This window comes from Arthrobacter oryzae (genome assembly GCF_031454875.1).
In the GTDB taxonomy this organism is placed as follows: domain Bacteria; phylum Actinomycetota; class Actinomycetes; order Actinomycetales; family Micrococcaceae; genus Arthrobacter; species Arthrobacter oryzae_D.
Map to the genome: position 1 here is coordinate 25,987 of NZ_JAVDRQ010000003.1, position 22,589 is coordinate 48,575.

The window sequence follows — 22,589 nt, forward strand, 5'->3', positions numbered from 1 at the left end:
CAGCCTAGTCGGCTTGGGACTACAGTTTCCCCAGTTCGGAGCCGGGCGTTGCGACGTCGGCGGTCGCATCGGTTTCGGCGGCGATTTTCGCAGCCTTTCGGTCCCGGCGCCGGTCATTGAAGATACACAGTCCGATGGCGGCGAAAAAGAGTGCAAGCAGCGGGCCTGCGAGCAGGAACATCGACAGGGCGTCAGCGCCCGGCGCAGCAACGGCGGCAAGCACGAAGACCAGAAAGACCGTGATGCGCCATGCTTTCAGGATGGTCTCACCCCTGATGATGCCTGCCATGTTGACCCCCACCAGAACCACGGGAACCAGGAAGGCGAGGCCAAGGAACAGGACCATGCGGGTGACGAAATCGACGTAGTCACGGGCATCGATGAGGTTGGAGAACCCTGCGGGTGTGAACTGGGTCAGCGCCCGCACAACCTGCGGCGTCACCATCCACCCGACCCACACGCCGGCAAGGAACAGCGGCACGGCTGCGGCCATGTAACCGAGCGTGTAGTGCCTTTCCTTCTTGGTGAGGCCAGGGGTAATGAAGGCCCACAGCTGGTAGATCCAGATGGGGCTCGAGATGACGGCGCCGATCAGCAGGGACAGCTGCAGTTTGAAATCGAACGGCGATGCGATGCTCGAGAAGTTAACTGAAGACGTTCCGCCGGTGTGCGCAGCGATCCGGTCAACAGGCTCCTTGAGGGCGCTCAACACGGGGTCATAGAGAATCCAGCCCCCGATCCCGCCGATGACAAGGCCAATTGCTGACTTAATGAGCCGGTTCTTGAGCTCCTTAAGATGGTCCATCAGGGCCATCCGACCCTCAGGGTTGGATTTACGGCCCTTCGTCAGTGCCACTTCAGGTTAAACGCGGTTCGACGGCGGAACGTCGGTACCGTCTGAGCTGCCCGTGCCGCTGCCTGAGTCACCGTTCTGCGGCCGGGACTGCGGGTGGTTGACGATCTTGCCTTCGACAGGGTCCGTGCCGTCCTTGGCCTCGGGCTTGCCGTCGTTCTTCATTTCCTTGACCTCGGATTTGATGATCCGCATTGACTGGCCGAGGCTACGGGCCATGGCAGGAAGTTTGGGCGCGGCAAAAAGCAGCAGAGCCACGATGATAATAATGACGATGGGCCAAGGGCCATCAAAGAGTCGTCCCACTGGAAGTCCTTTCCTCGAAATACATCCTACGTCTAACTGAATTCGATGTCGCGCAGCGCCTGGGGCTGGCCACGGTCCGCTTTGCGCTGAACGCGCCGCCGGCGGCGCTTTTCCCTGCGGGAGGATTTGGACGTCTGGTAATCATGTCGCATCTGCATCGGCGAGGCAAAAACTGCCGACCCCGGCACCGCCCGCTGCCCGTCCGGGACGGTCCCCGGCTGCCGGGCCGGGTCGGTGATATCGGCCAGGGGCGCCCCGAACCGCTCACCGGCAGCGCCCAGGTCCTTCATAGTTGCCATGAACTGCCGGAAAAGCCTGATCCCCAACAGCACGTAAAAGAGCAGGGAAACGGCTATGAGCGCTATCCAAATCAGGATCCAGGACCACCAAGGCATGCTGAGAAGTCTAACCGCCGTAACGGGACAGTGCTGCGTCGATCCATTCCTGCGCGGCGACGGCCAGGTCCGCGGGCTCCAGGATACGGACGGCGCCGCCATGCTGGGCCACAAACATCGGCAGCCAGCTTGTGTTGCCGAACCGGATCTCGGCAATGAGCCCGCCGTCCGGAAGCGGTGACGTCCGTTCGGCGTAGTAGTCGTCGGCCAGGCCGGTGCCGTGCGGTGCCAGTTGCACCGTTACCAAGGTGTCGTCGTCGTTCGGAGTGAACAGTTTGACGGGGAAACCCTCGGCCGGCCTCACCGCCTCGGTCACCTTCCGTCCGCTCGGTTCCAGTCCCTCGATGCGGTCCAGCCGGAAGTTCCGCAGACCTTTGGCACTGTGGCAATATGCCTCGAAGTACCAGGTGTTGTCCAGGGAATAGAGCCGCAGCGGATCGACGTCCCGCTCGGACATGGAGTCCCGCTGAGCTGAAAAGTAGGTGAGGTGCAGCTGCCGGCCGTCCGCAATGGCTTGCCGGATGGTCGCCAGGTGCGCTGAATTCGCCGGCCCCACCTCTGGGCCGGCGATGGAGCCCGCCTTCAGTCCCTCCTCCCCCGCAGCAGCCATCAGCTTCACGGTGACGGACTCCAGCGCACTCCCCTCGGCGAGCTCCGGGAGTCCGTTGAGGGTCTCCAGCCCCGTCAGCAGGGCGCAGGCCTCATCCACCGTAAAGCGGACCGGCCGGTTCATGTCCAGGTCCTGGGTGATGAAGACGTGGTCGTCCTCCCACTGGATGTCCAGGAGGTCATCCGGGTATCCCTCGGGCAGGCCGGAACAAATCAGGATCCGCAGATCGTCTTCCAGCTCTTTTCGCGTCACGCCGAAGCTCGCGGCGACCTCGCTGATATGCAGGCCCTGGTTGTGGACCAGGAACGGGACGAGCTGAAGCATCCTCTTGAGCTGGTCCTCGGACGTTCGTTTGCGCGTACGCTTCGCCGGAGCGGTGACCGGAAAAGCGATGGCGGGAGCCGGTGAGGCGGCGAAATCCGCGGCCGCCTGCAGCCTTCTCCGGACTGCGGCAGCCAGTTCCGCCGGCGCAGCGACCACAACGTTGGGACCGTAGGACGCGAGTTCTTCGCCCAGCACCTCAGCGTCGCGGAACGGAACGCGGAGCCGGTCCCAACCGTCGTCGGGCGTGCTTTCGGGGTTTGCGGGTGAAGGGTTGCCCGCGGGCCGGACTTCGGCCGCTTCGGCGGCGCGCTTGCGCAGCCCCAGCAGCTTGCCTGCTGCCACGTCTACCAGTGCGGACTGAACCGCCAGCTCGGGAAGCGAATCCAGTTCGCTGCGGACGTTGAAGCCGGCTTGGCGTGCGTAGCTGTCCTTGTCGAGGACGGTCACGGCAGAGGTGAAGCGGGAGAGCCGGAAGAAGCGCTTCGCGGCACGGCCGCGGTCAAAGCCCACCAGGTACCACTGGCCAAAGCGGCTGCCCAGGCCCCATGGTTCAACGGTCCGGACTTCTTCACGGCCTGTGCTGCCGGCCAGGTACGCGAAGCTCACGGGATGCTGGGCGTGCATCGCCGAGATCAGGTCCTCAAAGGCCTGCCCGGCCGGCTTGATCCGCGGCTGGACTCCCGCCGGGAGTTCAGCTTCAGTGAGCCCGCCGGCGGCCTGCAGCTTGCGCATGGCGTCCTGCGCCGCCGACCCCAGGGCAGCCTGCTCCCACAGTTGCGCGGCCAGGATCAGGACAGTGCACTCGGCGGAGGTAAGGCTGACGTCCGGGAGCCGGTTGGACTCCTTGCCGATCCGGTAGCGCGTGGTGGCCGGATCGTCTGAACTCCAGCCGTGGTCCATGACCGTCTCGACTTCGAAACCGAACTGGCGGAGGTCGCTTTTGTCCCGCTCGAACATGCGGCCGAAGGTTGCCTCACTGCTGCTGGTGTCGTGGTAGACCTTTTGGCGCAGTTCACTGCGCCGCAGCCCGTAGCGGGTGTTGAGCAAGGCGATGAGCAGGTTCAGGAGGCGTTCTGTACGTGAGGCGGACACCTTGGCTACGTTACTAAAGCCGCTGGGGCTTAACGCCGAAAGCGCGGCAACAAAGGAAAATTACCTTCCGATTGTTACCGCGCTCCCGACGGTTCGTCCGGCGGGTGCCGGGCATTCTCCGCTTAGCGGACTCCGACGAGGTCCACTACGAAGATCAGTGCTTCATTGGGGCCGATCGCTCCGCCGGCACCGCGGGATCCGTACGCGAGTTCCGAGGGGATTTCCAGGCGGCGGCGGCCGCCGACCTTCATGCCCAGCAGGCCCTGGTCCCAGCCCTGGATGACCTGGCCCACGCCTACGCGAAAGTCCAGGGGAGCTCCGCGGCCCCACGAGGCGTCGAACTCCTCGCCGGTGGACCAGGCGACTCCGACGTAGTGGGTGGAGACGGTGTCGCCGGGCTTGGCCTCGGCACCGTCACCCTCGATGAGATCGGTGATGACCAGCTCGGTGGGGACGTCCCCCTCCGGGAAGTCAATTTCCGGCTTCTGGCGGTCGAAATTGCGCTGTCCAAATGACATGTTTGCTCCTTTTTCTTGGATTGGGATGGCTTACTTGACGCCGAGGATGTCGACGACGAACACCAGATCGCCCTTGGCCTCGCCCTGGCCTGCGTCACCGTAGGCAAGGTCCTTCGGGATGACCAGGAGGACACGCGAACCGACGGTCTTACCCGCCAGGCCCTGCGTCCAGCCCTTGATGACGCCGGTCAACGGGAAGCTGGCCTTTTCGCCGCGGTCGAAGCTGGAGTCAAACTTAGTGCCGCCGTTGAGGGTGACTCCGACGTAGTTGACGGTCAGGGTGTCAGTTTCCTTGACGGCCGGGCCGGTGCCCTTGATCAGGTCCTGGGAGACGAGGGCTGTCGGCGCCTTGACGCCTTCGACCGAGATCTCGGGGATTCCCTTATCGTTTTCCTTCACGGTCGGAAGCCCGGCGGGCGGTGTGACCGTTTCGCCTTCAGGCTTGTCGAGGACCTTCGGGGCGTCCTTGGCAGCCAGGATCTTGACGACCAGAAGCTGCGTGGGGCCGGCCTCGGCGCCTTCCTGGGCGGCCTGGCCCGGAACTGCGAGGGCAAGCTGCGAGCCGATCTTGGCGCCCACGAAGGCGTTGTAGATCACGGCGTTGCCGGACTTGAGCGCATCATTCAGCTCAAGGGGCTCGGGGTCCTTCGCGTAGGTGTCTTCCAGCGTGGTGCCGTCCTTGCCGCTGACGGCAAGGATCGAGATGTCGGCGATCTGGTTCGCCTTGAGGCGGTCTCCGTCGCCCTCGGTGACCACTTTGACGGTGGGTTCCTTCACGTCAAGGGGCTTGTCGAATTCGACTCCGGGTGCCTTCTTGTCTCCGTTGTCCGTTAGCTTCAGGGAGTCGAGCTTGGCGGTCTCGCCAGCAGACTGGCTGGTGGGCTCCGGGGCTGCAGGCGACCCGCCGCAGGCGGTGAGCAGCAGCAGTCCGGGAATGAGAATTGCTAGTAGTCGGCGCACGTAAGAACTTTCGTCGGGGCAAGATGGATGCGTTGCCGACAGCGGTGTGCGCGGCAACGCAGTCTGTGGCCGCGTAAACGGCCCCATCCAGAATAGCCCCTGAAGCTGGGTATCAGCCCATAGAGTCCAGGAGGGCATCAACGCGCTCGTCCACGTTCCGGAACGGATCCTTGCACAGGATCGTCTGGTGGGCGCGGTCGTTCAGCTTCAGATGCACCCAGTCCACCGTGTAGTCACGGCCCAGTTCCTGGGCACGCCGGACGAAGTCCCCGCGGAGTTTTGCCCGGGTTGTCTGCGGCGGCGCGTCCACGGCATCCTTGACGGCGGTGTCGTCCACCACGCGGCGCACAGCTCCCCTGGACTGCAGCAGGTAGTAGAGCCCGCGGGTCCGGGAAATGTCGTGGTAGGTGAGGTCCAGCTGGGCAATCCGCGGCGCATCCAGGCCGAGTCCGTGCCGGTTCCGGTAGCTGTCCATCAGCTTCTTCTTGATGGCCCAGTCGATCTCGGTGTCGATTGTGCTGGTGTCGCCGCTCTCGATGGCGGTGAGCGTCCGTTCCCACAGGTCCAGGATGAGCGGCACGTGCTGATTGTGCGCGCCGTGCTCGGCAACAAAAGTGGTGACCTTGTTCAGGTACTCACGCTGGATCTCCAGTGCCGTCAGCTGGCGGCCGTTGGCTAGGCGGATGAGTGCCCTGCCGCTGAGGTCATGGGAGATCTCCCGGATGCTGCGGATGGGATTCTCCATCCGCATGTCCCGCATGATCACCCCGGCCTCGATCATCCGAAGGATCAGGTCCACGGTGCCGACCTTCATCAGGGCAGTGGTTTCGGACATATTGGAGTCGCCCACGATCACGTGGAGACGGCGGTAGAACTCCGCGTCGGCGTGCGGCTCGTCCCGGGTGTTGATGATGGGACGGGACCTGGTGGTGGCCGAAGAGACACCCTCCCAGATGTGGTCCGCGCGCTGGGAGAACGCGAACGTCGCGCCGTGAGGGGTCTTGAGGATCTTTCCTGCTCCGGCGATGAGCTGGCGGGTCACCAGGAACGGAATCAGGATTTCCGCGAGCCGGGAGAACTCGCCGCGGCGGGGAATGAGGTAGTTTTCGTGGCTGCCGTAGGAATTGCCCGCGGAGTCCGTGTTGTTCTTGAAGAGGTACACCGTGCCGTTGAACCCCTCGGCGGCCAGCCTTTCCTGTGCCTCGTCCACGAGGTCGTCCAGGATCAGCTCGCCTGCGCGGTCGTGGGCGATCAGCTGTGCCAGGTCATCGCATTCGGCGGTGGCGTACTCGGGATGGGAGCCCACATCGAGGTACAGCCGGGAGCCGTTGGTCAGGAACACATTCGATGAGCGTCCCCAGCTGACCACCTTCCGGAACAGGTAGCGTGCCACCTCCTCAGGGGCCAGCGGACGGGAGTCCGGGCTCGAGTAAGAGATGCCGAATTCGGTTTCGATGCCGAAAATGCGCTTGTCCATTTCAGTTCTCCTCAGACAGCAGGGCGGCGATTTCGTCGTCGCCAAGGCGTCGGAATGCCCGCCGGGATCCCCGGGTGCCTTCCGAATTGCGGTCCAGGACTGCCACTTCAAGGGCCGACGCGGGCAATTCGCCCGTTTCCTTGTCAGTGACAAGTCCTTTCATGGCGAGCCTGATTGCACCGGCGAAGTTCAGTTCGCGCTGCCACCCGCCGTCCACGGTCTCGGCCACTTTGTCCGCCTGACCGCCCATCACAATGAAGCCCTTTTCGTCAGCGATCGAACCGTCGAACGTCAGCCTGTACAGGTGGTCGTCGGCCGGGCTGCCGCCCACTTCCACCACCGCAAGTTCCACCTCAAACGGTTTCTGCTCGGCGGTAAACACTGCACCGAGGCTCTGCGCGTAGACACTCGCCAGTCCCCTGGCGGTGACGTCTTCCCGGTCGTAGGAGTATCCGCGGACGTCCGCGTACCGCACTCCCGCCTGGCGCAGGCTTTCGAATTCGTTGTACTTGCCGACGGCGGCGAACGCGATCTTGTCGTAGATTTCGCCGATCTTGTGCAATGACGGCGACGGATTCTCCGCAACGAGGGCGATCCCCTCCTCGCAGCTGACCACCACCACGGAGCGGCCCCGGGCTATTCCCTTCCGTGCGAAATCCGCACGGTCCTTCATCAGCTGTTCGGGCGACACATAAAACTGTTGAGTCATATCAGGCCTCCCGCCGGGCCGAGGTTCTGGCCTCGATGATGGTCTCCGCTACAGCAGCCAGATCATGTTCGGGGATGCGCCTGGCGCCGGTCCGGCCCACAGTGTAGACAACCGGCCACAGCTGCCGGATGGGGTCCGGTCCGCCGGTTGCCGAGTCGTCATCCGCCGCGTCGTAGAGCGCTTCGACGGCTACGGCCACCGCCTCTTCCTCGGTAAGTCCCGGCCGCCAGAGCTTCTTGAGGGCCCCGCGGGCGAACATGGAACCCGAACCCACCGCATGGTGTTCCTGCTCCTCGTACCGTCCGCCGGTGACGTCGTAGGAAAACAGGCGGCCGATCCCCGCAGGCAGGTCGAACCCGGCGAACAGCGGAACAACGGCGAGGCCCTGCATGGCCATGGGCAGGTTTCCGCGGATCATCGCGCCGAGCCTGTTGGCCTTGCCTTCGAGGCTCAGCAGCGTTCCCTCGATCTTTTCGTAGTGTTCCAGCTCCACCTGGAACAGCCGCGTGAGGTCGATGGCGATGCCTGCGGTGCCCGCTATTCCCAGGACCGAATACCGGTCCGCGGGAAAGACCTTTTCGATGTGCCTGCTCGCGATGATGTTGCCCATCGTGGCGCGGCGGTCCCCGGCCATCAGTACTCCCCCGCCGTAAGTCAGCGAGACGATGGTGGTGGCATGCGGCACCTGCAACGGCTGTGCGCCGGCACCGGCGGGGGTCGCCGGGAACGGCTGATTGTATGGGAGTAAGCCGGGCCTGTTTCGTTGGAGGTGTTCAGTGAATGATGACGTGGCGTTGGCAGCTACCTGGTTGGCTGTTGTGTCCTGCACTGATGCACTCCTTCAACGTGGTGGGTCAACGTCTCTTCGACCGTCCGGGCTGCCGTCCTCCAATCAGGCGCTGGCAGCGTGAATCCTACTGGCCGCCCTTTTGCACGAAGGCCCGGACGAATTCTTCGGCGTTGGATTCGAGGACCCCGTCGATTTCATCGAGGAGATCGTCCACGCCTTGGGTGGCTGCCGACGCCTGGGCGTCTCCGGCTGCGGGTGGCGTTGCGGGGGCGTCGTCTTCGATTTCGCTTTCCCGCGACTGCGGCTGCTGCTGCTCCTGGCCTGCCATTTCCTTCTCCTTCTATCCGTCCCCGGTGAGAGGGGACATCCTGTAAGCCCATATTGCCACGGCTTAAGCCGTGGTGGGGTGCTTTATGCCGGTGGCGGAGGCGGAGTTTGTCCGAGCAGTTCGGCCAGGAACGATCCGGCGTCTTTATGCCTTGCAAACAGGCCTCCGGTGAGGGCTTCGGTGCCCCTCAGGGGCTCGCGGGTAGGCACTCGCTGAAGCCTTCCGTGGCCGGGAACGTCGAAGATGACTGAGTCCCAGCTGGCGCCCACCACATCCTTGCTGAAGCTGCTGACGCAGTGGCCGCGGAAATAGGCGCGCGTGTCCGACGGCGGTTCCGTCATGGCCCGGGCGATTGTTTCGTCGTCGACGATCCGCTCCATCCGGCCGCGGGCAAGCAACCGGTGGTACAGCCCCTTTTCGGGCCGCACGTCCGCCCACTGCAGGTCCACGAGGCCGAGGCGCGCGTCGTTCCAGGCAAGGCCGTCCCGCTGCCGGTAGCCCTCCAGCAGGGAGAGCTTGGCCAGCCACTCCACGGACGATGCGGCACTTGCCCGGTTGCTGTCCAGGTCCGTCAGCGTCGATGCCCAACGTTCCAGGAGGGCATGGGTGTGTCCGTCGCCGTCCACTGCATCGCCCACGCCGGTGTCCTGGGCCAGCTTGGCGGCGGCCTCGTGATACATCCACTGCAGGTCAAGCGCAGTGACCCGGCGCCCGTCGAGGAGACGGAGGGTGGCGGTCAATGAGGTGTCGTGGCTGACCGCCTGCAGGGCGGCCACGGGCTCGTGCACCTCCACGCGGGGCGCCAGGCCTGCCTCGATCAGGCTGAGGACGGTGGCAGTGGTCCCGAACTTGAGGTAATTGGCTGCCTGGCTGAGGTTTGCATCGCCGATGATCACGTGCAGCCGGCGATATTTGTCCGCCGTCGCGTGGGGCTCGTCGCGGGTGTTGATGATCGGGCGCCGGATGGTTGTCTCCAGGCCCACCTCCGCCTCGAAGAAATCCGCCCGCTGGCTGATCTGGTAGCCCGCCCGGGAGTTGTCCTGTCCAAGGCCAACCCGCCCCGCACCGCACATGATCTGGCGCGTGATGAAGAACGGAGTGAGGCCCCGGACGATGTCGCCGAAGGGCACCGCGCGGGGCATCAGGTAATTTTCGTGCGAGCCGTAGGACACTGACTTGTTGTCGGTGTTGTTCTTGTAAAGGTTCACGGGAGGGAGCTGCGGATCGGCGGCCATGCGCCGCACCGCCGAAAGCGCCACGACGTCGCCCGCAGCGTCCCAGGCCACTGCGTCGCGCGGATTGGTGACTTCCGGGCTCGAGTACTCCGGATGAGCATGGTCCACGTAAAGGCGTGCGCCGTTACCCAGGACCATGTTCATCAGGAGCGAACCCGATTCGTCCTCGCCGTCCTGCTCCAGCTCTTCCCGTCCGTAGGCCAATGCCACGGCCTCGGCGTCGAGTACAGGGGGCTGGTCAGTCAGCTGGCTGGGGTCGGCATGGCTCCGCTCCAAGGTCCAGCCGCGGGCATCGTGCAGGGGTTCCTCATCGGTGTAATCCCAGCGCGTTTCCGCTCCGCCGGCTGCACGCTGGCGCGTCAGCGCGGCATACGCCTGAATAACCCGGGCGGACATCATCGTGGCGTTGGCGCCCGGAGCCGACGGCGCGTGGATGCCGTATTCGGTCTCCGACCCCATCACCCGCATGACGCCGCCTACCGGCAGCGGACCTCCTGGCACCGCTCCGCTGCGCGGCGTCACAGGTACTGGCCCGTGTTGGGCATTGTCTCGATGGACTTCCCGGGCTCCTGTCCTGCCTTGCCCTGAACGATGGTGCGGATGTAAGTGATGCGCTCACCCTTCTTGCCGGAGATGCGGGCCCAGTCATCCGGGTTGGTGGTGTTGGGCATATCCTCGTGTTCGCGGAACTCGTCGACCACGGCGCGCAGCAGGTGGTCGATGCGAAGACCCTTCTGCTGCGTGGTCAGCAGGTCCTTGATGGCGTACTTCTTGGCACGGTCCACCACGTTCTGCACCACGGCACCGGAGTTGAAGTCCTTGAAGTACAGCATCTCGGTGTCCCCGTTGGCGTAGGTCACCTCAAGGTATTCGTTGGACTTTTCGGTGGAGTACATCGCCTCGACAGTGCGCTGGATCATGGCATCGACGGTTGCCTGGACGTCGCCGCCGTGCTCAGCGAGGTCGGACTCGTGGAACGGCAGGTCGGTGGTGACGTACTTGTAGAAGATATCGGCGGCAGCCTCCGCGTCCGGCCGCTGGATCTTGACCTTGACGTCCAGCCGGCCCGGGCGCAGGATGGCCGGGTCAATCATGTCCTCACGGTTCGATGCACCGATGACAATGACGTTGTCCAGGCGTTCGACGCCGTCGATCTCGCTGAGGAGCTGGGGAACGATGGTTGTTTCGACGTCGGAGGAGATGCCGGTGCCGCGGGTGCGGAACAGCGAATCCATCTCGTCGAAGAAGACCACCACGGGGCTGCCGTCCGACGCCTTCTCCCGGGCACGGGAGAAAATCAGGCGGATGTGCCGCTCCGTTTCGCCGACATACTTGTCCAGGAGTTCCGGGCCCTTGATGTTCAGGAAGTAGCTCTTCAGGTCAACGTTCCCGGTGCGCTCGGCTGCCCTGGCGGCCAGGGAATTCGCCACGGCCTTGGCGATCAGGGTCTTGCCGCAACCCGGAGGGCCGTACAGGAGGATTCCCTTGGGTGCCTTCAGGCCGTGCTCACGGTAGAGGTCAGGGTGCAGGAACGGCAGCTCCACGGCATCACGGATCTGTTCAATCTGCGGGCCCAGGCCACCGATATCCTCGTAGGTGATGTCCGGGACCTCTTCGAGCACCAGGTTCTCCACTTCGGAGCGCGGAACCTTCTCCAGGGCGTACCCCGTCCGGGAGTCAATGGAGAGGGCGTCGCCCACGCGAAGCTTTTCCGACATCAGCGCCCCGGAAAGGCGGATGACGCGTTCCTCATCCGCGCGTCCCACCACGAGGGCGCGGTCCGTCCCAAGCATTTCCTTGAGCGTGACCAGTTCGCCGGCGCGTTCGTAGCCGAGGCCCGCCACCACCAGGAGTGCTTCGTTGAGGAGGACTTCCTGGCCGACGGCAAGCTGGTTCATGTTCACCAGCGGGCTCACCCCGACGCGCATCTTCCGGCCGGCGTTGAAGATGTCCACGGATTCTTCGGTGGCCGCCTGGCCGCTGTTTCCCGCGGTGGGCTGCCGCTTGGGGTTCAACTGCAGAATGGTGCCAAAGCTGTAGGGCGGCTGGCCCTCCTGGTCCAGGGCGTTCTTCAGGCGGAGGATTTCCGCTTTCGCGGTTTCCAGCATGCCTACCAGCTTTGAGTTGTTCTGCGTCGCGGCCGCGAGCTGGCGGTCGATGTGCCGCAGTTTGTCCCGGAGGATGTTCACCTGCCGGTCCGCAACCGAGAGTTCGTTGGCCACATAGCGGGCGTTCTCAGGTTCCACTGCCCCTGTGGGTTCGTCCGGTGTCCGTGAGGAGTCGTTGTTCGGAGTCTCCATCATGCATCAGCCCCTTCCTGCGCTTCTATTAAGACCTTAGCCCCAAGAAGCCGGGTACTGCTGGAGACATCCGAAATACGGACTAGTTCGTGACCTCCGGGTCGTCCTTCACGTTGGTTCCGGCGATCGCATCGCGGGCAGCGCGGCGTAGTTTCTTGTCGGAGACGAGCCGCTCACCCACAGCGCCGGGCGTCCAGGCGTTGACGTCCTCTTCGTTGAAGTCGGTCTTGGAGGGCCGGCGCTTGACTGAGATGCCGGTGACCCCATCCGCGAGCCTGCGCGTGACCAGCAGGAAGCCCGTGTGGGCGACCATGCGGTGGTCCGGCCGCACGGCCAGTCCTTCCAGGTGCCAGCCGCGGACCATGGACTCCCAGGCATCGGGTTCGGTAAAGCGGCCGTCGGCACGGATGGCCTCCGCCGTCCGGGACAACTGGGTCACGGTGGCCACGTAGTTGATCCACACGCCGCCGGGGGCTAGCACGGTGGCGACGGCGTCGAGGCATTCCCAAGGCGCCAGCATGTCCAGCACTACGCGGTCCACGGAGCCGGGGGCCTCGCTGCGGACCACTTCTTCCTGGAAGTCGCCGAGGGAAATCTTCCAGGCAGGGTGCTGACCGCCGAAGATGGTTTCCACGTTGCCGCGGGCGATGTCGGCGAATTCCTCGCGCCGTTCAAAGGAATGCAGGTAGCCGTTGTCGCCGACGGCACGCAGCAGCGAAATCGAGAGTGCACCGGAGCCCACACCGGCTTCCACCACTCGGGCGCCGGGGAAGATGTCCGCCATGGTGACGATCTGGCCGGCGTCCTTCGGGTAAACCACGGCCGCACCGCGGGGCATGGAAAGGACGAAGTCAGAGAGCAGCGGGCGGAGGGTCTGGTACTGCTGGCCCACGTTGTTGACCACAACGGACCCGTCCACCTTGCCGATGATTTCGTCATGGTTCAGGAAGCCGCGGTGGGTATGGAACGCTCCGCCGACCTCCAGGGTGATGGTGTTCATCCGGCCGCGCTCGTCAGTCAGCTGCACCCGCTCGCCTTCCCGGAACGGACCCCGACGACGGGCGGCGCCCACCGGCAGTGCGCCGGTGGTGCCGGCGATGTCTGCGGTGTCGCCAGGGGCGATGTTGTTGGCGGCAGTTTCGCTGCTCATGGAATATTCCTCGCTTTTGTAAACCTGTGTGGCCGTGCATCAGGACGGCCGGGCACCAGACGCCGGCCCGGGCGCCGATATTTCGCGACCGGCAGGTAACTCTACCGGTTCCGGACCTTCGCGCGCCCGCTGCGGCGCATTTCTTTGCCTGTAATGGCGGTCACCACGGCCGACTGGCGGAGCAGGCCGGTCACCTTTCCGTGGTGGTCCACCACTGCATACTCGCGGCCCTCGAGCTGGGCCAGGTACTGCACCAGCTCCTGGCCCTGGGACCATTCCGGCACATACGCGCCGGCGCTCAGGGCGTGGGAAACCGCAGTGGCCGGCGTGGTTGCCGCGGCCCCGGCCGGAACGGAAGCGACGGCGGCCTCGTCCACTATTCCTGCGGGGCGGCCGTCCGGTCCGCACAGAATGATGGCCATTGCGCCGTCTGCAGCAAGCCGGCGGACATCGGCCACCGTGGAGGATTCCGGTATCCCGACGGCGGGTTCAGCCAGTGCAGCGGCGTTGACCAGGTGCAGCCGGCTGCGGAGGCGCCCGTGCTGGATGGAGGCGGAGGCCCCCATCCAGAGGAAGCTGCCGACCAGGACGGTGATGAGCATGAGCGAGACGTCCGGGCGGTCGCCCCGAAGCAGCGGGAGAAGGACGAACCAAGCGGCCAGTGCAATGACGATGATCCGCCCCGCCCAGCCCGCGGCAACGGTGCCCTTTTCCTGGCTGCCGGTGGCCTTCCACACGGCGGACTCAACCAGGCGGCCGCCGTCGAGGGGAAGCCCCGGAAGGACGTTGAAAATGCCAATCAGCAGGTTCGCCCACACAAAGATGTTGGAAAGAATCCCCGCCACGCCCGAAGGATCCGTTGCCAGAATGAGCAGCCAGCCCGCACCGGCAAGCAGGAAGTTGGCTGCAGGGCCGGCCAGGGCAACCAGGACGGAGCGGCCGGGGGTGGCGGTGAACCCCTCGAACTGGGTGTGCCCGCCCCACAGATTTAGAACGATCTTCTCCGTGGGCCAGTGAAAAATCTTGGCCGTCAGGGCATGGGCAAGCTCATGAACCAGCACCGAGATAAGCAGCAGCAGGGCGTAAGCGAAGGCCACGTAGTAGGCGGCAACGCCCATGTCCGGGTACTGGCCCTCGAGCACGGGCCCGTAAACGATCACGGTGAACGCCGCGATGATGAACCAGGAATACGCCAGGACCACCCGGATCCCCGCGATACGGCCCAGTGAGATGCCTTCCTTGCGGCCAGTGGAGACCTTGGGGTCCGCGCCGCTTGCCGGCTCAGTCAAGACTGTTGCTCCGAACCGTTGCCTCTTCAAGCCCGAAGTCCCCCGACGGGAATCCGTTGCGCCGCACCACCAGTTCCTGTAGGTCCGCAACCGTGCGGCCTTCGAGGGAAAGCCAGGTAGCCCGGGCCGGATCTGCGGGCAGGGGAACGATGTGAGGGATGGCTACGGTCACCACTCCGGACGCCAGGGCGGCGGCCACACCCGGCGCCGAATCCTCAAGGGCAACGCATTCGTGGATGCTCAGGTCGGGGTCCTCCTGCCGCAGCAGGGTGATCGCTTTCAGGTAAGCCTCGGGATGAGGCTTGCCTTGGGTGACGGTGTCACCGGTCACCACGAACTCGAAGTAGGGCTTCGGCAGGCTGGCCACGATCTCGCGGGCAAGCGGCCCTTCGGACATCGTCACCAGGGCGCACCGGACGCCTGCCTCGTGCAGCTGATCCAGCAGTTCGCGGGCACCGGGCCGCCACGGCACGGACGCGCGGACCCTGCTGACGACCTGGGCCGTGAGTGTGTCGATGATTTCCCGTGACTCAAGCTTCACTCCGGCCTGCTGAAGGATGCCGGCCGAGAACACCAAGGACTGCCCCACCAGCTGCATGGCCTGCTCGTGGGACCACTGACCGCCGTGTGCCGCAACGAGCGCGTGCTCCGCCTCGATCCAATACGGCTCGGTGTCGACGATGGTGCCATCCATGTCCCATAAAGCGGCTTTGAGAAGTGGCTGGGAAGCTGAGGATCGCATGGATCCAAGTCTACGGTGCGCCAAATGGCCGCAGGCATGCACTACGCCCTTGGCGAATATCCTGCACGATGCCGCAGTGTTGCCGCGGCTCGGCCCAGATTAGTGGCGGTTCATTTCATGCACCCGGCGGGGTCTTGGACGTAGGGTGAAGAAATGAATAGCTTCGAGGGAGACACCAGCGAACCGGGTGCCACGCCCGAGCCGGAGCGGCTGCTGCAGCCCGTGCCCGAAGGCCAGCGCATCACAGTGATGCTCGCGGCTTTTGAAGGCTGGAACGACGCCGGCGAAGCGGCGAGCGATGCCCTTCGGTATCTGAACAAACTGTGGGGCGGCAAGAAAGTGGCCTCGATTGACGCCGACGAATACTACGACTTCCAGTTCACCAGGCCCACCATCCGCCGGACGTCGTCCGGGGAGCGCAAGATTAAGTGGCCGTCCACACGGATCTACAAGGCCAGTGCCCCGGATGCGAATGTTGACGTGATCTTTGTCCAGGGCACGGAGCCGTCCTATAAGTGGCGGGCATACACCGCTGAGCTGCTGGTCCAGGCCGAGGCCCTGCACGTTGACTACGTCATCCTTGTGGGTGCCCTGCTCGCGGACGTGCCGCACAGCCGCCCCATTCCGGTGAGCACGTCGACGGACGACAGCGCCTTGCGCGAACGGATGAACCTTGAAGCGTCCCAATACGAGGGGCCGGTAGGGATTGTCGGCGTGCTTTCGGAAGTGGCCCTGCTTGCGGGCCTGCCCACAGTGTCCCTGTGGGCGGCCGTTCCGCACTACGTGGCCCAGGCCCCGTCACCGAAGGCCCAGCTTGCCCTTCTCCACAGGATTGAGGAGCTGCTCCAAGTGCCGCTCGACACCCACGAACTGGCGGAAGAGGCGGATGCCTGGGAGCGGGGAGTGGATGAGCTTGCCACCGAGGACCCTGAAATCGCTGCCTATGTCCGGCAACTGGAAGAAGCGAAGGACACCGCCGATCTTCCCGAAGCAAGCGGCGAGTCCATTGCCCGTGAGTTCGAGCGCTACCTCAAGCGCCGCGGCAAGGACAAACAATAGCGAGCAAGACCCGGACTCCGGCGGGGACCGCCGGAGTCCGGAGCATTTTCCAAAAGGCTAGAGTTCGACGCCGAGCAGGGAGTTCACTGCGTCGCTGACCAATGCCTGGTCCGTTGGCGAGGCGGCAGCAGACCCCTGGTTCCGGGCCTCGGCTGCCCAGCGGTCCACGGCTGCGAGGGCGCCGGGGGCGTTGAGGTCGTCCGCCATGGCGGTCCGCATTTCGGCGACCAGGCCGGCGGCCGAGCCCTCCGTGGCCATGGAGAGCCCGGTGCGCCAGTCTTCGAGCCTGGTTTTCGCTTCGGCGAAGCCTGCCTCCGTCCAGGACCAGTCGCTGCGGTAGTGGTGGGCGAGGATTGCCAGGCGGATCGCCGCGGGTTCCTCGCCGTCGGCACGCAGTTTGGAGACAAGGACCAGGTTCCCCTTGGACTTGCTCATTTTTTCGCCGTCGAGCCCCACCATCCCGGCGTGGGCAAAGTGCCGGGCCAGCGGAACACCGGACAGTGAATACGCGTGGCCGGCACCCATCTCGTGGTGCGGGAAAACAAGGTCGGAACCGCCACCCTGGACAGTAAACGGCGCGGGCAGGTATTTCTGCGCTATGACAGTGCACTCGATGTGCCAGCCGGGCCGGCCCTCCCCCAGTTCGCCGCCGGGCCAGCTGGGTTCACCATCCCGGGCCACACGCCAGAGGAGCGGGTCCAGTGCCTGCCGCTTGCCTCCACGGCCCGGGTCGCCGCCGCGTTCGGCAAAGAGTTCCAGCATTTCCGTTTCGGAAAGTCCGGAGATCGAGCCCAGGGTCCACGCCCCAGGTTCGGATGACTGCTTGCCGGCCGCTTCGACGTCGTAGTACACGTCGCCGTCGGGTTCGCCGGCGGTGCCGGCGACGCGGTAGGCCAGGCCAAGCCGCAGGAGCCGCTCGATTGCGGGAACGATCTCCGGGACGGATTCGACTGCCCCGACGTAGTGGTCCGGCGCCAGGACATTGAGTGCTGCCATGTCGGTCTGGAAGAGCTCGATTTGGCTTGCCGCCAGGTCGCGCCAGTCGACTCCGGTAGCTGTTGCCCGCTCGAGGAGGGGATCGTCGACGTCGGTCACGTTCTGGACGTAGGCGACGCGCTGGCCGCCGTCACGCCAGGCACGGTTCAAAAGGTCGAACGCGACGTAACTGGCGGCGTGGCCCATGTGGGTGGCGTCATACGGGGTGATTCCGCAGACATACAGAGATTGTTCCCCCGCGGCCTCAAGGGTGCTGTAGGCACCCTCGGCGGTGTCGAAAATTCGAACGGCGGGCATGCGGCCCGGGAGCTGAGGAACAGGGCGGGAGATCCAGGATTTCACAGGCCAAGCCTAGTGCTAGGCGCTGATGACATTGAAACCGAGCAGCAAATACAACGCCAGGCCCAGGAAAATGCGGTACCAGACGAAGAGCCGGTAACTGCGCGTGGAGACGAACTTCAGGAACCATCCGATGATGACGTAGCCCACTACGAAGGCGATTACCGTGGCCAGTGCGGTTTCCGGCAGGCCATACGGGCCGGTGATGCCCTCTTTGGAGGCCACCTTATACAGCTGGTAGAGGCCGCTGCCGAACACTGCGGGAATGGCCAGCAGGAAGGAATACCGGGCTGCGGCTTCGCGGGTGTAACCCATCAGCAGGCCCGCCGTGATGGTTCCGCCGGACCGCGACACGCCGGGGATGAGGGCCATGGCCTGCGCCAGGCCGTAGAGGATGCCGTGCTTGTAGGTGAGGTTGGTAAGGTCCCGTTCCTGGCGACCCACCGTGTCCGCCACGGCGAGGATCAGGCCGAAGACGATCAGCATGGTGGCCACGATCCAGAGGCTGCGCAGCACGGATTCAATCTGGTCCTGGAAGATCAGGCCCAACACGATGATGGGAAGGCTGCCCAGGATCACCAGCCAGCCCATGCGGGCATCGGGGTCGTTCGACGGCACGCGCCGCGTCAGCGAACCGAACCAGGCCTTGATGATGCGCACAATGTCGCGCCAGAAGTAGACGATTACTGCCGTCTCAGTTCCGAGCTGGGTAATAGCGGTAAATGCCGCTCCAGGGTCCGCAGCCTGCGGCAGGAACGAACCGACGATGCGCAGGTGGGCGCTTGAGGAAATCGGGAGGAATTCAGTCAGCCCTTGGACAAGACCCAGCAGGGCCGCTTCAAACCAGTTCACGTTTATAGACCCTACGTCATGAAGCAGGGCGAATCCCCGTAAGCTAACAGCTATGCAGCAGCGTTATGTCGGCAACAGTGGGTTGCGCGTGTCCTCACTCTCCCTGGGAACCATGTCGTGGGCGCGGGAGACAGATGAACAGGACGCCTCCGAACTGTTACGGACGTTCGTCGACGCAGGCGGAACCCTGATCGACACTGCCGCCTCCTATGCAGATGGCCAGGCGGAGGCCTTGCTGGGATCCATGCTGGGCGACGTCGTCTCCCGCTCGGAAGTGGTGATCTCCACCAAGGCGGGGATCTCGACGTCGGACGGCCGCCGGAGCGTCGATACCTCCCGGAACGGCATGCTTTCCGGCTTGGATGCCAGCCTCGCCCGCCTCGGCACTGATTATGTCGACATCTGGTTTGCGCAGGCATGGGATGCAAATGTCCCGTTGGAGGAGACGCTGTCCGCCCTGGAGTTTGCGGTGCGGACAGGCCGCGCCCGGTACGCGGGTGTGTCGAACTTCACTGGCTGGCAGACTGCCAAGGCCGCGGCGGTGGCAGGCTTCCCCCTGGTTGCGAGCCAGTCAGAGTACTCGTTGCTGCAGCGGAAGCCTGAGGCCGAACTGATTCCGGCCATTGAAGACGCAGGGCTTGGCCTGTTTGCCTGGGGGCCATTGGGCCGTGGTGTGCTCAGCGGCAAGTACCGCGGGCACATTCCGGCGGATTCGAGGGCGGCGCAGAAGAGGCTGGCCAGTTATGTTGAGCCGTACCTCGAGCAGCCTGCGTCCCGGATCGTGGAAGCGGTTGCCATGGCCGCGCGGGGGCTCGGCCGGTCATCGATCGATGTTGCCCTGAGCTGGCTTCTCTCGCAGCACGGGGTGGCTACTGCAATCGTGGGTGCCAGGTCCCCCGTTCAGCTCAAGGAGATTCTGGACTCGCAGCTGGCACCGGTGCCTGCGGAAATCGCGCGGGCCTTGGAGGATGTTTCCGCGCCGGAGTAAGCGGTCCGGCGGGCGCCGGAATCCTGGCGGGTCCGCGACTCAGTCCTCGACGATTTCCAGGTCCTCGTCCTCTTCGGCTTCCTCTTCGTCGTCGTCATCCACGTCGTCGATGACCTCCAGCGGAGTGACTTCGCCATACGCCTCGTAGAGTGAATCGTCATAGACTTCGAAGGCATCAGCAACGGCAAAGAATGCCGCTTCGACCGTTGGGTCTCCCTCGCCCCGCCGTGCGGAGGCTGCGATCAGGTGTTCTTCCAGGGCTGTGGTCAGGGACTGAAGCGCGACACGCGGATCGATGCTCATGACTTCACGTTAGTCGGAAATGGACGAAAATGGAGAGCAATGAAAGAACATTTTCTGAGCAGTTCAGTCCAGCGGGAGCGGGACTACGCGAGGCAGTACGAGTATCTCGTACTGACGGTCGGTCCTGAGGATTCGCTCCCTGAAGCGCGCCGTCGCCTTGTTGAACATTCCGAATACGGCAAGTGGGAGCTGGAACGAAGCCGCCTCTATGTGGGCGGCGGCAGGCGCTTCTGGCTTCGCCGTAAAGTCATCCAGGTCCAGCGGACCGTGTAGCGGACGCGGACCGTTCAGTGAGGCTCGGCGGGCAGTTCAAGCCTGCCTACGTCCCCAGCCCCGGTTCCAGGAGCTGCTAAGGCGTCTCAAGGGGCCCAAGCCAGGCGTTGGCCACGGTATTGTGCGCCGACTCGTCATCGGAGGGGTGGAACATCCCGGCGAGCACGTCACGGTAGAGACGTTCAAGTTCCGTTCCCCGGAAGTAGCTCGATCCCCCTGACACCCGGATCGCCAGGTCCACCACGGTCCGTGCCGTTTCAGTCGCCCGGACTTTGAGGCCCACAAGCCTTGGGAACCATTGGCTGCCGTGGTCCACCAGCCGGTCAACATCCCGTGACAGTTCGGCCAGTTGGGGATACAGGGCGTCCATGGCCATGGCGGCCTCTGCCACCTTCCAGCGGATGTCGGGGTCCTGGGCGTAGCTGCGTCCGTCATTCTTGAAGGATGTCCGGCGTTTGACCGCTTCCACTCCCAGGGCCAATGCCCGTTCGCCGAGGCCGGTGTAGACGGCGGCCAGCAGCGTCTCGAAGCAGGCGAAGATGGCGAAGATCAGCGGGTCGGCGTTGGGGCCCACCGGCAGTTTTCGGAAGATCCGGTCCGTCGGCACCCGAGCGTCCGTCAACACGGTGGTGTTTGACTGGCTCGCCCGCATGCCGAGGGTGTTCCAGTCGTCGAGGATCTCGTAGCCGGCAGTGTCGCGGCTGATGAAACCATGGACGAGTTCGCCCTCGCCGTCCCTGGCCGAGCCATCCTTGCCGAAGATTCCCAGCCTGGTCCAGGCCGGAGAAAGGCTGGTGAAGATCTTCCGGCCGGTGAAGCTGTAGCTGCCGTCCGTGTGCGGCGCGGCAACGGTCAGGGAATCGAAAAGCACCGAGTCGTTGCCGGCCTCCGAGTTCCCGAACGCAAAAATTTCCCCCTGCGCGGCCTCGCGGAGGACAAAGTCGAGGGAGGAATCGCCGCGGGTGGCCAGGACATGCGCGACGCCGGTCCACACCAGGTGCATGTTGATCGCCAGGGCGGTGGCCGGGGCGGCCGTCGCCAGCCTTCGTTGCAGCTGTGCTGCCGCTTCAAGGCCAAGCCCCAGCCCGCCGTCGGACGCCGGCACAAAGATCCTGAGGTAGCCCGCCGCGGCGAGTTCCTCCAGATCCTCGGTGAAGAAGGTATTCTCCCGGTCGTAGCGCGCGGCACGGCCGCGGATGCGTTCCAGGAGGGCGTCGCTGAGGATCTGGTCCGGTGTCATGGTCTGGGCCTTCATGTGTGCGGGGCGGGCTCAGTAGTTGGTCAGCAGCCTGTCCAGCACCCTCGCGCCGAACTTGAGGGAATCTGCCGGCACCCTTTCGTCCACGCCGTGGAACATCCCGGTGAAGTCGAGTTCGTCCGGGAGTTGGAGCGGGGCGAAGCCGTAGCCGGTGATGCCGAGCCTGCTCAGGGACTTGTTGTCGGTTCCGCCGGACAGGGTGTAGGGAAGCACCTTGGCGCCCGGGTCCTCGGAATGAAGGGCATCAATCATGGAATCCACCAGGTTTCCGGCAAACGGCACCTCGAGCGAGACGTCGTTGTGGACGTAGGAGACCTCGACTCCGTTTCCTGCCAGTTCCCTGACGATCTCCAGGACCTGCTGCTCCTGGCCCGGAAGGGTCCGGCAATCCACCAGCGCCTCCGCGGACTCCGGGATGACGTTGTGCTTGTAACCGCCCTTAAGGAGCGTGGGGTTGGTGGTGTTCTGCAGGGTGGCTCCGACGAACCGCGCCACAGTTCCCAGCTCCTTGAGGAGCCTCTCCGGATCGTCCGGATCGAATTCAACGCCCGTGAGTTCCGTCACGCCGTCAAGGAACTGCCTGGTGGTTGGCGTCAGCTCCACCGGCCACTGGTACTCGCCGATGCGTGAGACGGCGCTGGCGAGGCGTGTGACGGCGTTGTCCGTGTTGATCTGGGATCCGTGGCCTGCGCGGCCGTGGGCCACCAGACGCAGCCAGGAGAGTCCTTTTTCGGCCGTCTGAAGGAGGTAGGTGCGCTGGCCGCCAATGGTTGCCGAGAATCCGCCCACCTCAGAGATCGCCTCGGTGGCTCCGTCGAAGAGTTCCCGCCGGTTTTCGACGGCGTAACGCGCACCGTACGTGCCCCCCGCCTCCTCGTCGGCGAAGAACGCGAAGATCAGGTCCCGCTTGGGCTTGCGTCCCGTCCGGGCAAAGTTCCGCATCACCGAGAGGATCATGGCGTCCATGTCCTTCATGTCCACGGCCCCGCGACCCCAGATCAGGCCGTCCTTGAGTTCTGCGCCGAAGGGGTCCACCGACCACTGCTCCCGGAGCGCCGGGACAACGTCGAGGTGCCCATGAACCACCAGGGCGCTTGCCGAGGGGTCCTCCCCCGCAATTCGGGTGACGACGTTAGCACGGCCGGGCGCCGACTCGAAAATCTCGGCCTCGAGGCCGACTTCGGTGATGAGTCCGGCCGTGTATTCCGCTGCCGCGCGCTCCCCCGGACCTGAGCCGTCGCCATAGTTCGAAGTATCGATCCGGATCAGTTCCTGGCAGATCCTGACGACTTCATCCTCGGGGCGTACTTCAGTCATGTTTCACTCCTCGTGGGGGCGGCTTGATTGCTGGTTTCAGCCTACCCACAAGCCCCCTGCAACCCCCGATTATTTGTTTCCGGAAAAGTCGTGCTAGAGTCTTTCTCGCTGCTTCGGAGAAATCCA

General features: G+C 64.5%; 23 protein-coding genes. 3 read left to right on the forward strand and 20 right to left on the reverse strand.

The window, feature by feature from the left end; translation table 11 throughout:
• Positions 1–19: 19 nt before the first annotated feature.
• The 15 genes from tatC to J2805_RS05995 all read right to left on the reverse strand — a co-directional run bounded on the left by tatC (position 20) and on the right by J2805_RS05995 (position 15,078).
• A complete protein-coding gene (gene tatC, locus J2805_RS05925; RefSeq protein WP_309974825.1) occupies positions 20–814 on the reverse strand; it encodes a twin-arginine translocase subunit TatC in 795 nt (264 codons plus the stop codon).
• A 48-nt stretch (positions 815–862) separates the two neighbouring features.
• Complete coding sequence (gene tatA / locus J2805_RS05930) at positions 863–1,159, reverse strand: Sec-independent protein translocase subunit TatA (RefSeq protein ID WP_309970690.1); 297 nt, start codon at positions 1,157–1,159, stop codon at positions 863–865.
• Positions 1,160–1,191: 32 nt separating this feature from the next.
• The gene (locus J2805_RS05935; RefSeq protein WP_309970694.1) at positions 1,192–1,554 is read right to left on the reverse strand and encodes a hypothetical protein; all 363 of its coding nucleotides are present in this window, start codon (positions 1,552–1,554) and stop codon (positions 1,192–1,194) included.
• A gap of 10 nt (positions 1,555–1,564) precedes the next feature.
• Positions 1,565–3,580 (reverse strand): helix-turn-helix transcriptional regulator, encoded by a 2,016-nt coding sequence (locus J2805_RS05940; protein WP_309970697.1) that lies wholly within the window; start codon positions 3,578–3,580, stop codon positions 1,565–1,567.
• 122 nt (positions 3,581–3,702) lie between these two features.
• Positions 3,703–4,098, reverse strand: coding sequence for an FKBP-type peptidyl-prolyl cis-trans isomerase (locus tag J2805_RS05945; protein WP_028269209.1), 396 nt, complete (start codon positions 4,096–4,098; stop codon positions 3,703–3,705).
• A gap of 30 nt (positions 4,099–4,128) precedes the next feature.
• Complete coding sequence (locus J2805_RS05950; RefSeq protein ID WP_309970702.1) at positions 4,129–5,058, reverse strand: FKBP-type peptidyl-prolyl cis-trans isomerase; 930 nt, start codon at positions 5,056–5,058, stop codon at positions 4,129–4,131.
• Positions 5,059–5,170: 112 nt separating this feature from the next.
• Positions 5,171–6,535, reverse strand: coding sequence for a Pup--protein ligase (gene pafA / locus J2805_RS05955; RefSeq protein ID WP_309970705.1), 1,365 nt, complete (start codon positions 6,533–6,535; stop codon positions 5,171–5,173).
• 1 nt (position 6,536) lies between these two features.
• The gene (gene prcA, locus J2805_RS05960) at positions 6,537–7,244 is read right to left on the reverse strand and encodes a proteasome subunit alpha (protein WP_309970708.1); all 708 of its coding nucleotides are present in this window, start codon (positions 7,242–7,244) and stop codon (positions 6,537–6,539) included.
• A 1-nt stretch (position 7,245) separates the two neighbouring features.
• Positions 7,246–8,073, reverse strand: coding sequence for a proteasome subunit beta (gene prcB / locus J2805_RS05965; RefSeq protein WP_309970711.1), 828 nt, complete (start codon positions 8,071–8,073; stop codon positions 7,246–7,248).
• Positions 8,074–8,158: 85 nt separating this feature from the next.
• The gene (locus J2805_RS05970; protein ID WP_104174275.1) at positions 8,159–8,362 is read right to left on the reverse strand and encodes a ubiquitin-like protein Pup; all 204 of its coding nucleotides are present in this window, start codon (positions 8,360–8,362) and stop codon (positions 8,159–8,161) included.
• Between the two features lie 83 nt (positions 8,363–8,445).
• On the reverse strand, positions 8,446–10,065 hold the full coding sequence (gene dop, locus J2805_RS05975) for a depupylase/deamidase Dop (RefSeq protein WP_309970717.1): 1,620 nt from the start codon (positions 10,063–10,065) through the stop codon (positions 8,446–8,448).
• A gap of 50 nt (positions 10,066–10,115) precedes the next feature.
• Entirely contained in the window at positions 10,116–11,897 is a 1,782-nt protein-coding gene (gene arc, locus J2805_RS05980) for a proteasome ATPase (protein ID WP_309974828.1), read from the reverse strand.
• A gap of 82 nt (positions 11,898–11,979) precedes the next feature.
• Entirely contained in the window at positions 11,980–13,047 is a 1,068-nt protein-coding gene (locus J2805_RS05985) for a tRNA (adenine-N1)-methyltransferase (RefSeq protein ID WP_309970720.1), read from the reverse strand.
• A 101-nt stretch (positions 13,048–13,148) separates the two neighbouring features.
• Complete coding sequence (locus J2805_RS05990; protein ID WP_309970723.1) at positions 13,149–14,336, reverse strand: site-2 protease family protein; 1,188 nt, start codon at positions 14,334–14,336, stop codon at positions 13,149–13,151.
• Positions 14,329–15,078 carry an HAD family hydrolase gene (locus J2805_RS05995; RefSeq protein WP_309970726.1) on the reverse strand — a complete coding sequence of 250 codons (750 nt, stop codon included), beginning with the start codon at positions 15,076–15,078 and terminating at the stop codon, positions 14,329–14,331. Before J2805_RS05995 ends, J2805_RS05990 begins: the two co-directional genes overlap by 8 nt.
• Before the next feature lie 153 nt (positions 15,079–15,231).
• Here J2805_RS05995 and J2805_RS06000 point away from each other — a divergent pair, with 153 nt between their 5' ends.
• Positions 15,232–16,137 carry a PAC2 family protein gene (locus J2805_RS06000; protein WP_309970729.1) on the forward strand — a complete coding sequence of 302 codons (906 nt, stop codon included), beginning with the start codon at positions 15,232–15,234 and terminating at the stop codon, positions 16,135–16,137.
• 57 nt (positions 16,138–16,194) lie between these two features.
• On the opposite strand, the gene mshC is transcribed toward J2805_RS06000, so the two are convergent.
• On the reverse strand, positions 16,195–17,475 hold the full coding sequence (gene mshC, locus J2805_RS06005; protein ID WP_309970732.1) for a cysteine--1-D-myo-inosityl 2-amino-2-deoxy-alpha-D-glucopyranoside ligase: 1,281 nt from the start codon (positions 17,473–17,475) through the stop codon (positions 16,195–16,197).
• 15 nt (positions 17,476–17,490) lie between these two features.
• The gene (locus tag J2805_RS06010; RefSeq protein WP_309970735.1) at positions 17,491–18,324 is read right to left on the reverse strand and encodes an undecaprenyl-diphosphate phosphatase; all 834 of its coding nucleotides are present in this window, start codon (positions 18,322–18,324) and stop codon (positions 17,491–17,493) included.
• A gap of 52 nt (positions 18,325–18,376) precedes the next feature.
• Between J2805_RS06010 and J2805_RS06015 the strand changes: the two genes are divergently transcribed.
• Positions 18,377–19,312, forward strand: a complete 936-nt coding sequence (locus tag J2805_RS06015) for an aldo/keto reductase (protein ID WP_309970738.1) — start codon at positions 18,377–18,379, stop codon at positions 19,310–19,312.
• 39 nt (positions 19,313–19,351) lie between these two features.
• On the opposite strand, the gene J2805_RS06020 is transcribed toward J2805_RS06015, so the two are convergent.
• Positions 19,352–19,615 (reverse strand): hypothetical protein, encoded by a 264-nt coding sequence (locus J2805_RS06020; protein WP_309970741.1) that lies wholly within the window; start codon positions 19,613–19,615, stop codon positions 19,352–19,354.
• A gap of 39 nt (positions 19,616–19,654) precedes the next feature.
• On the opposite strand from J2805_RS06020, the gene J2805_RS06025 reads away from it, so the two are divergent.
• On the forward strand, positions 19,655–19,888 hold the full coding sequence (locus J2805_RS06025) for a DUF5703 family protein (RefSeq protein ID WP_011692010.1): 234 nt from the start codon (positions 19,655–19,657) through the stop codon (positions 19,886–19,888).
• Positions 19,889–19,964: 76 nt separating this feature from the next.
• Here the strand turns inward: J2805_RS06025 and J2805_RS06030 are convergent, their stop codons facing one another.
• Both J2805_RS06030 and J2805_RS06035 read right to left on the reverse strand, forming a co-directional pair.
• Positions 19,965–21,128: an acyl-CoA dehydrogenase family protein gene (locus J2805_RS06030; protein WP_309970744.1), complete on the reverse strand. Its 1,164-nt coding sequence runs from the start codon at positions 21,126–21,128 to the stop codon at positions 19,965–19,967.
• A gap of 30 nt (positions 21,129–21,158) precedes the next feature.
• Positions 21,159–22,463 carry a M20/M25/M40 family metallo-hydrolase gene (locus J2805_RS06035; protein ID WP_309970748.1) on the reverse strand — a complete coding sequence of 435 codons (1,305 nt, stop codon included), beginning with the start codon at positions 22,461–22,463 and terminating at the stop codon, positions 21,159–21,161.
• Positions 22,464–22,589 lie beyond the last annotated feature (126 nt).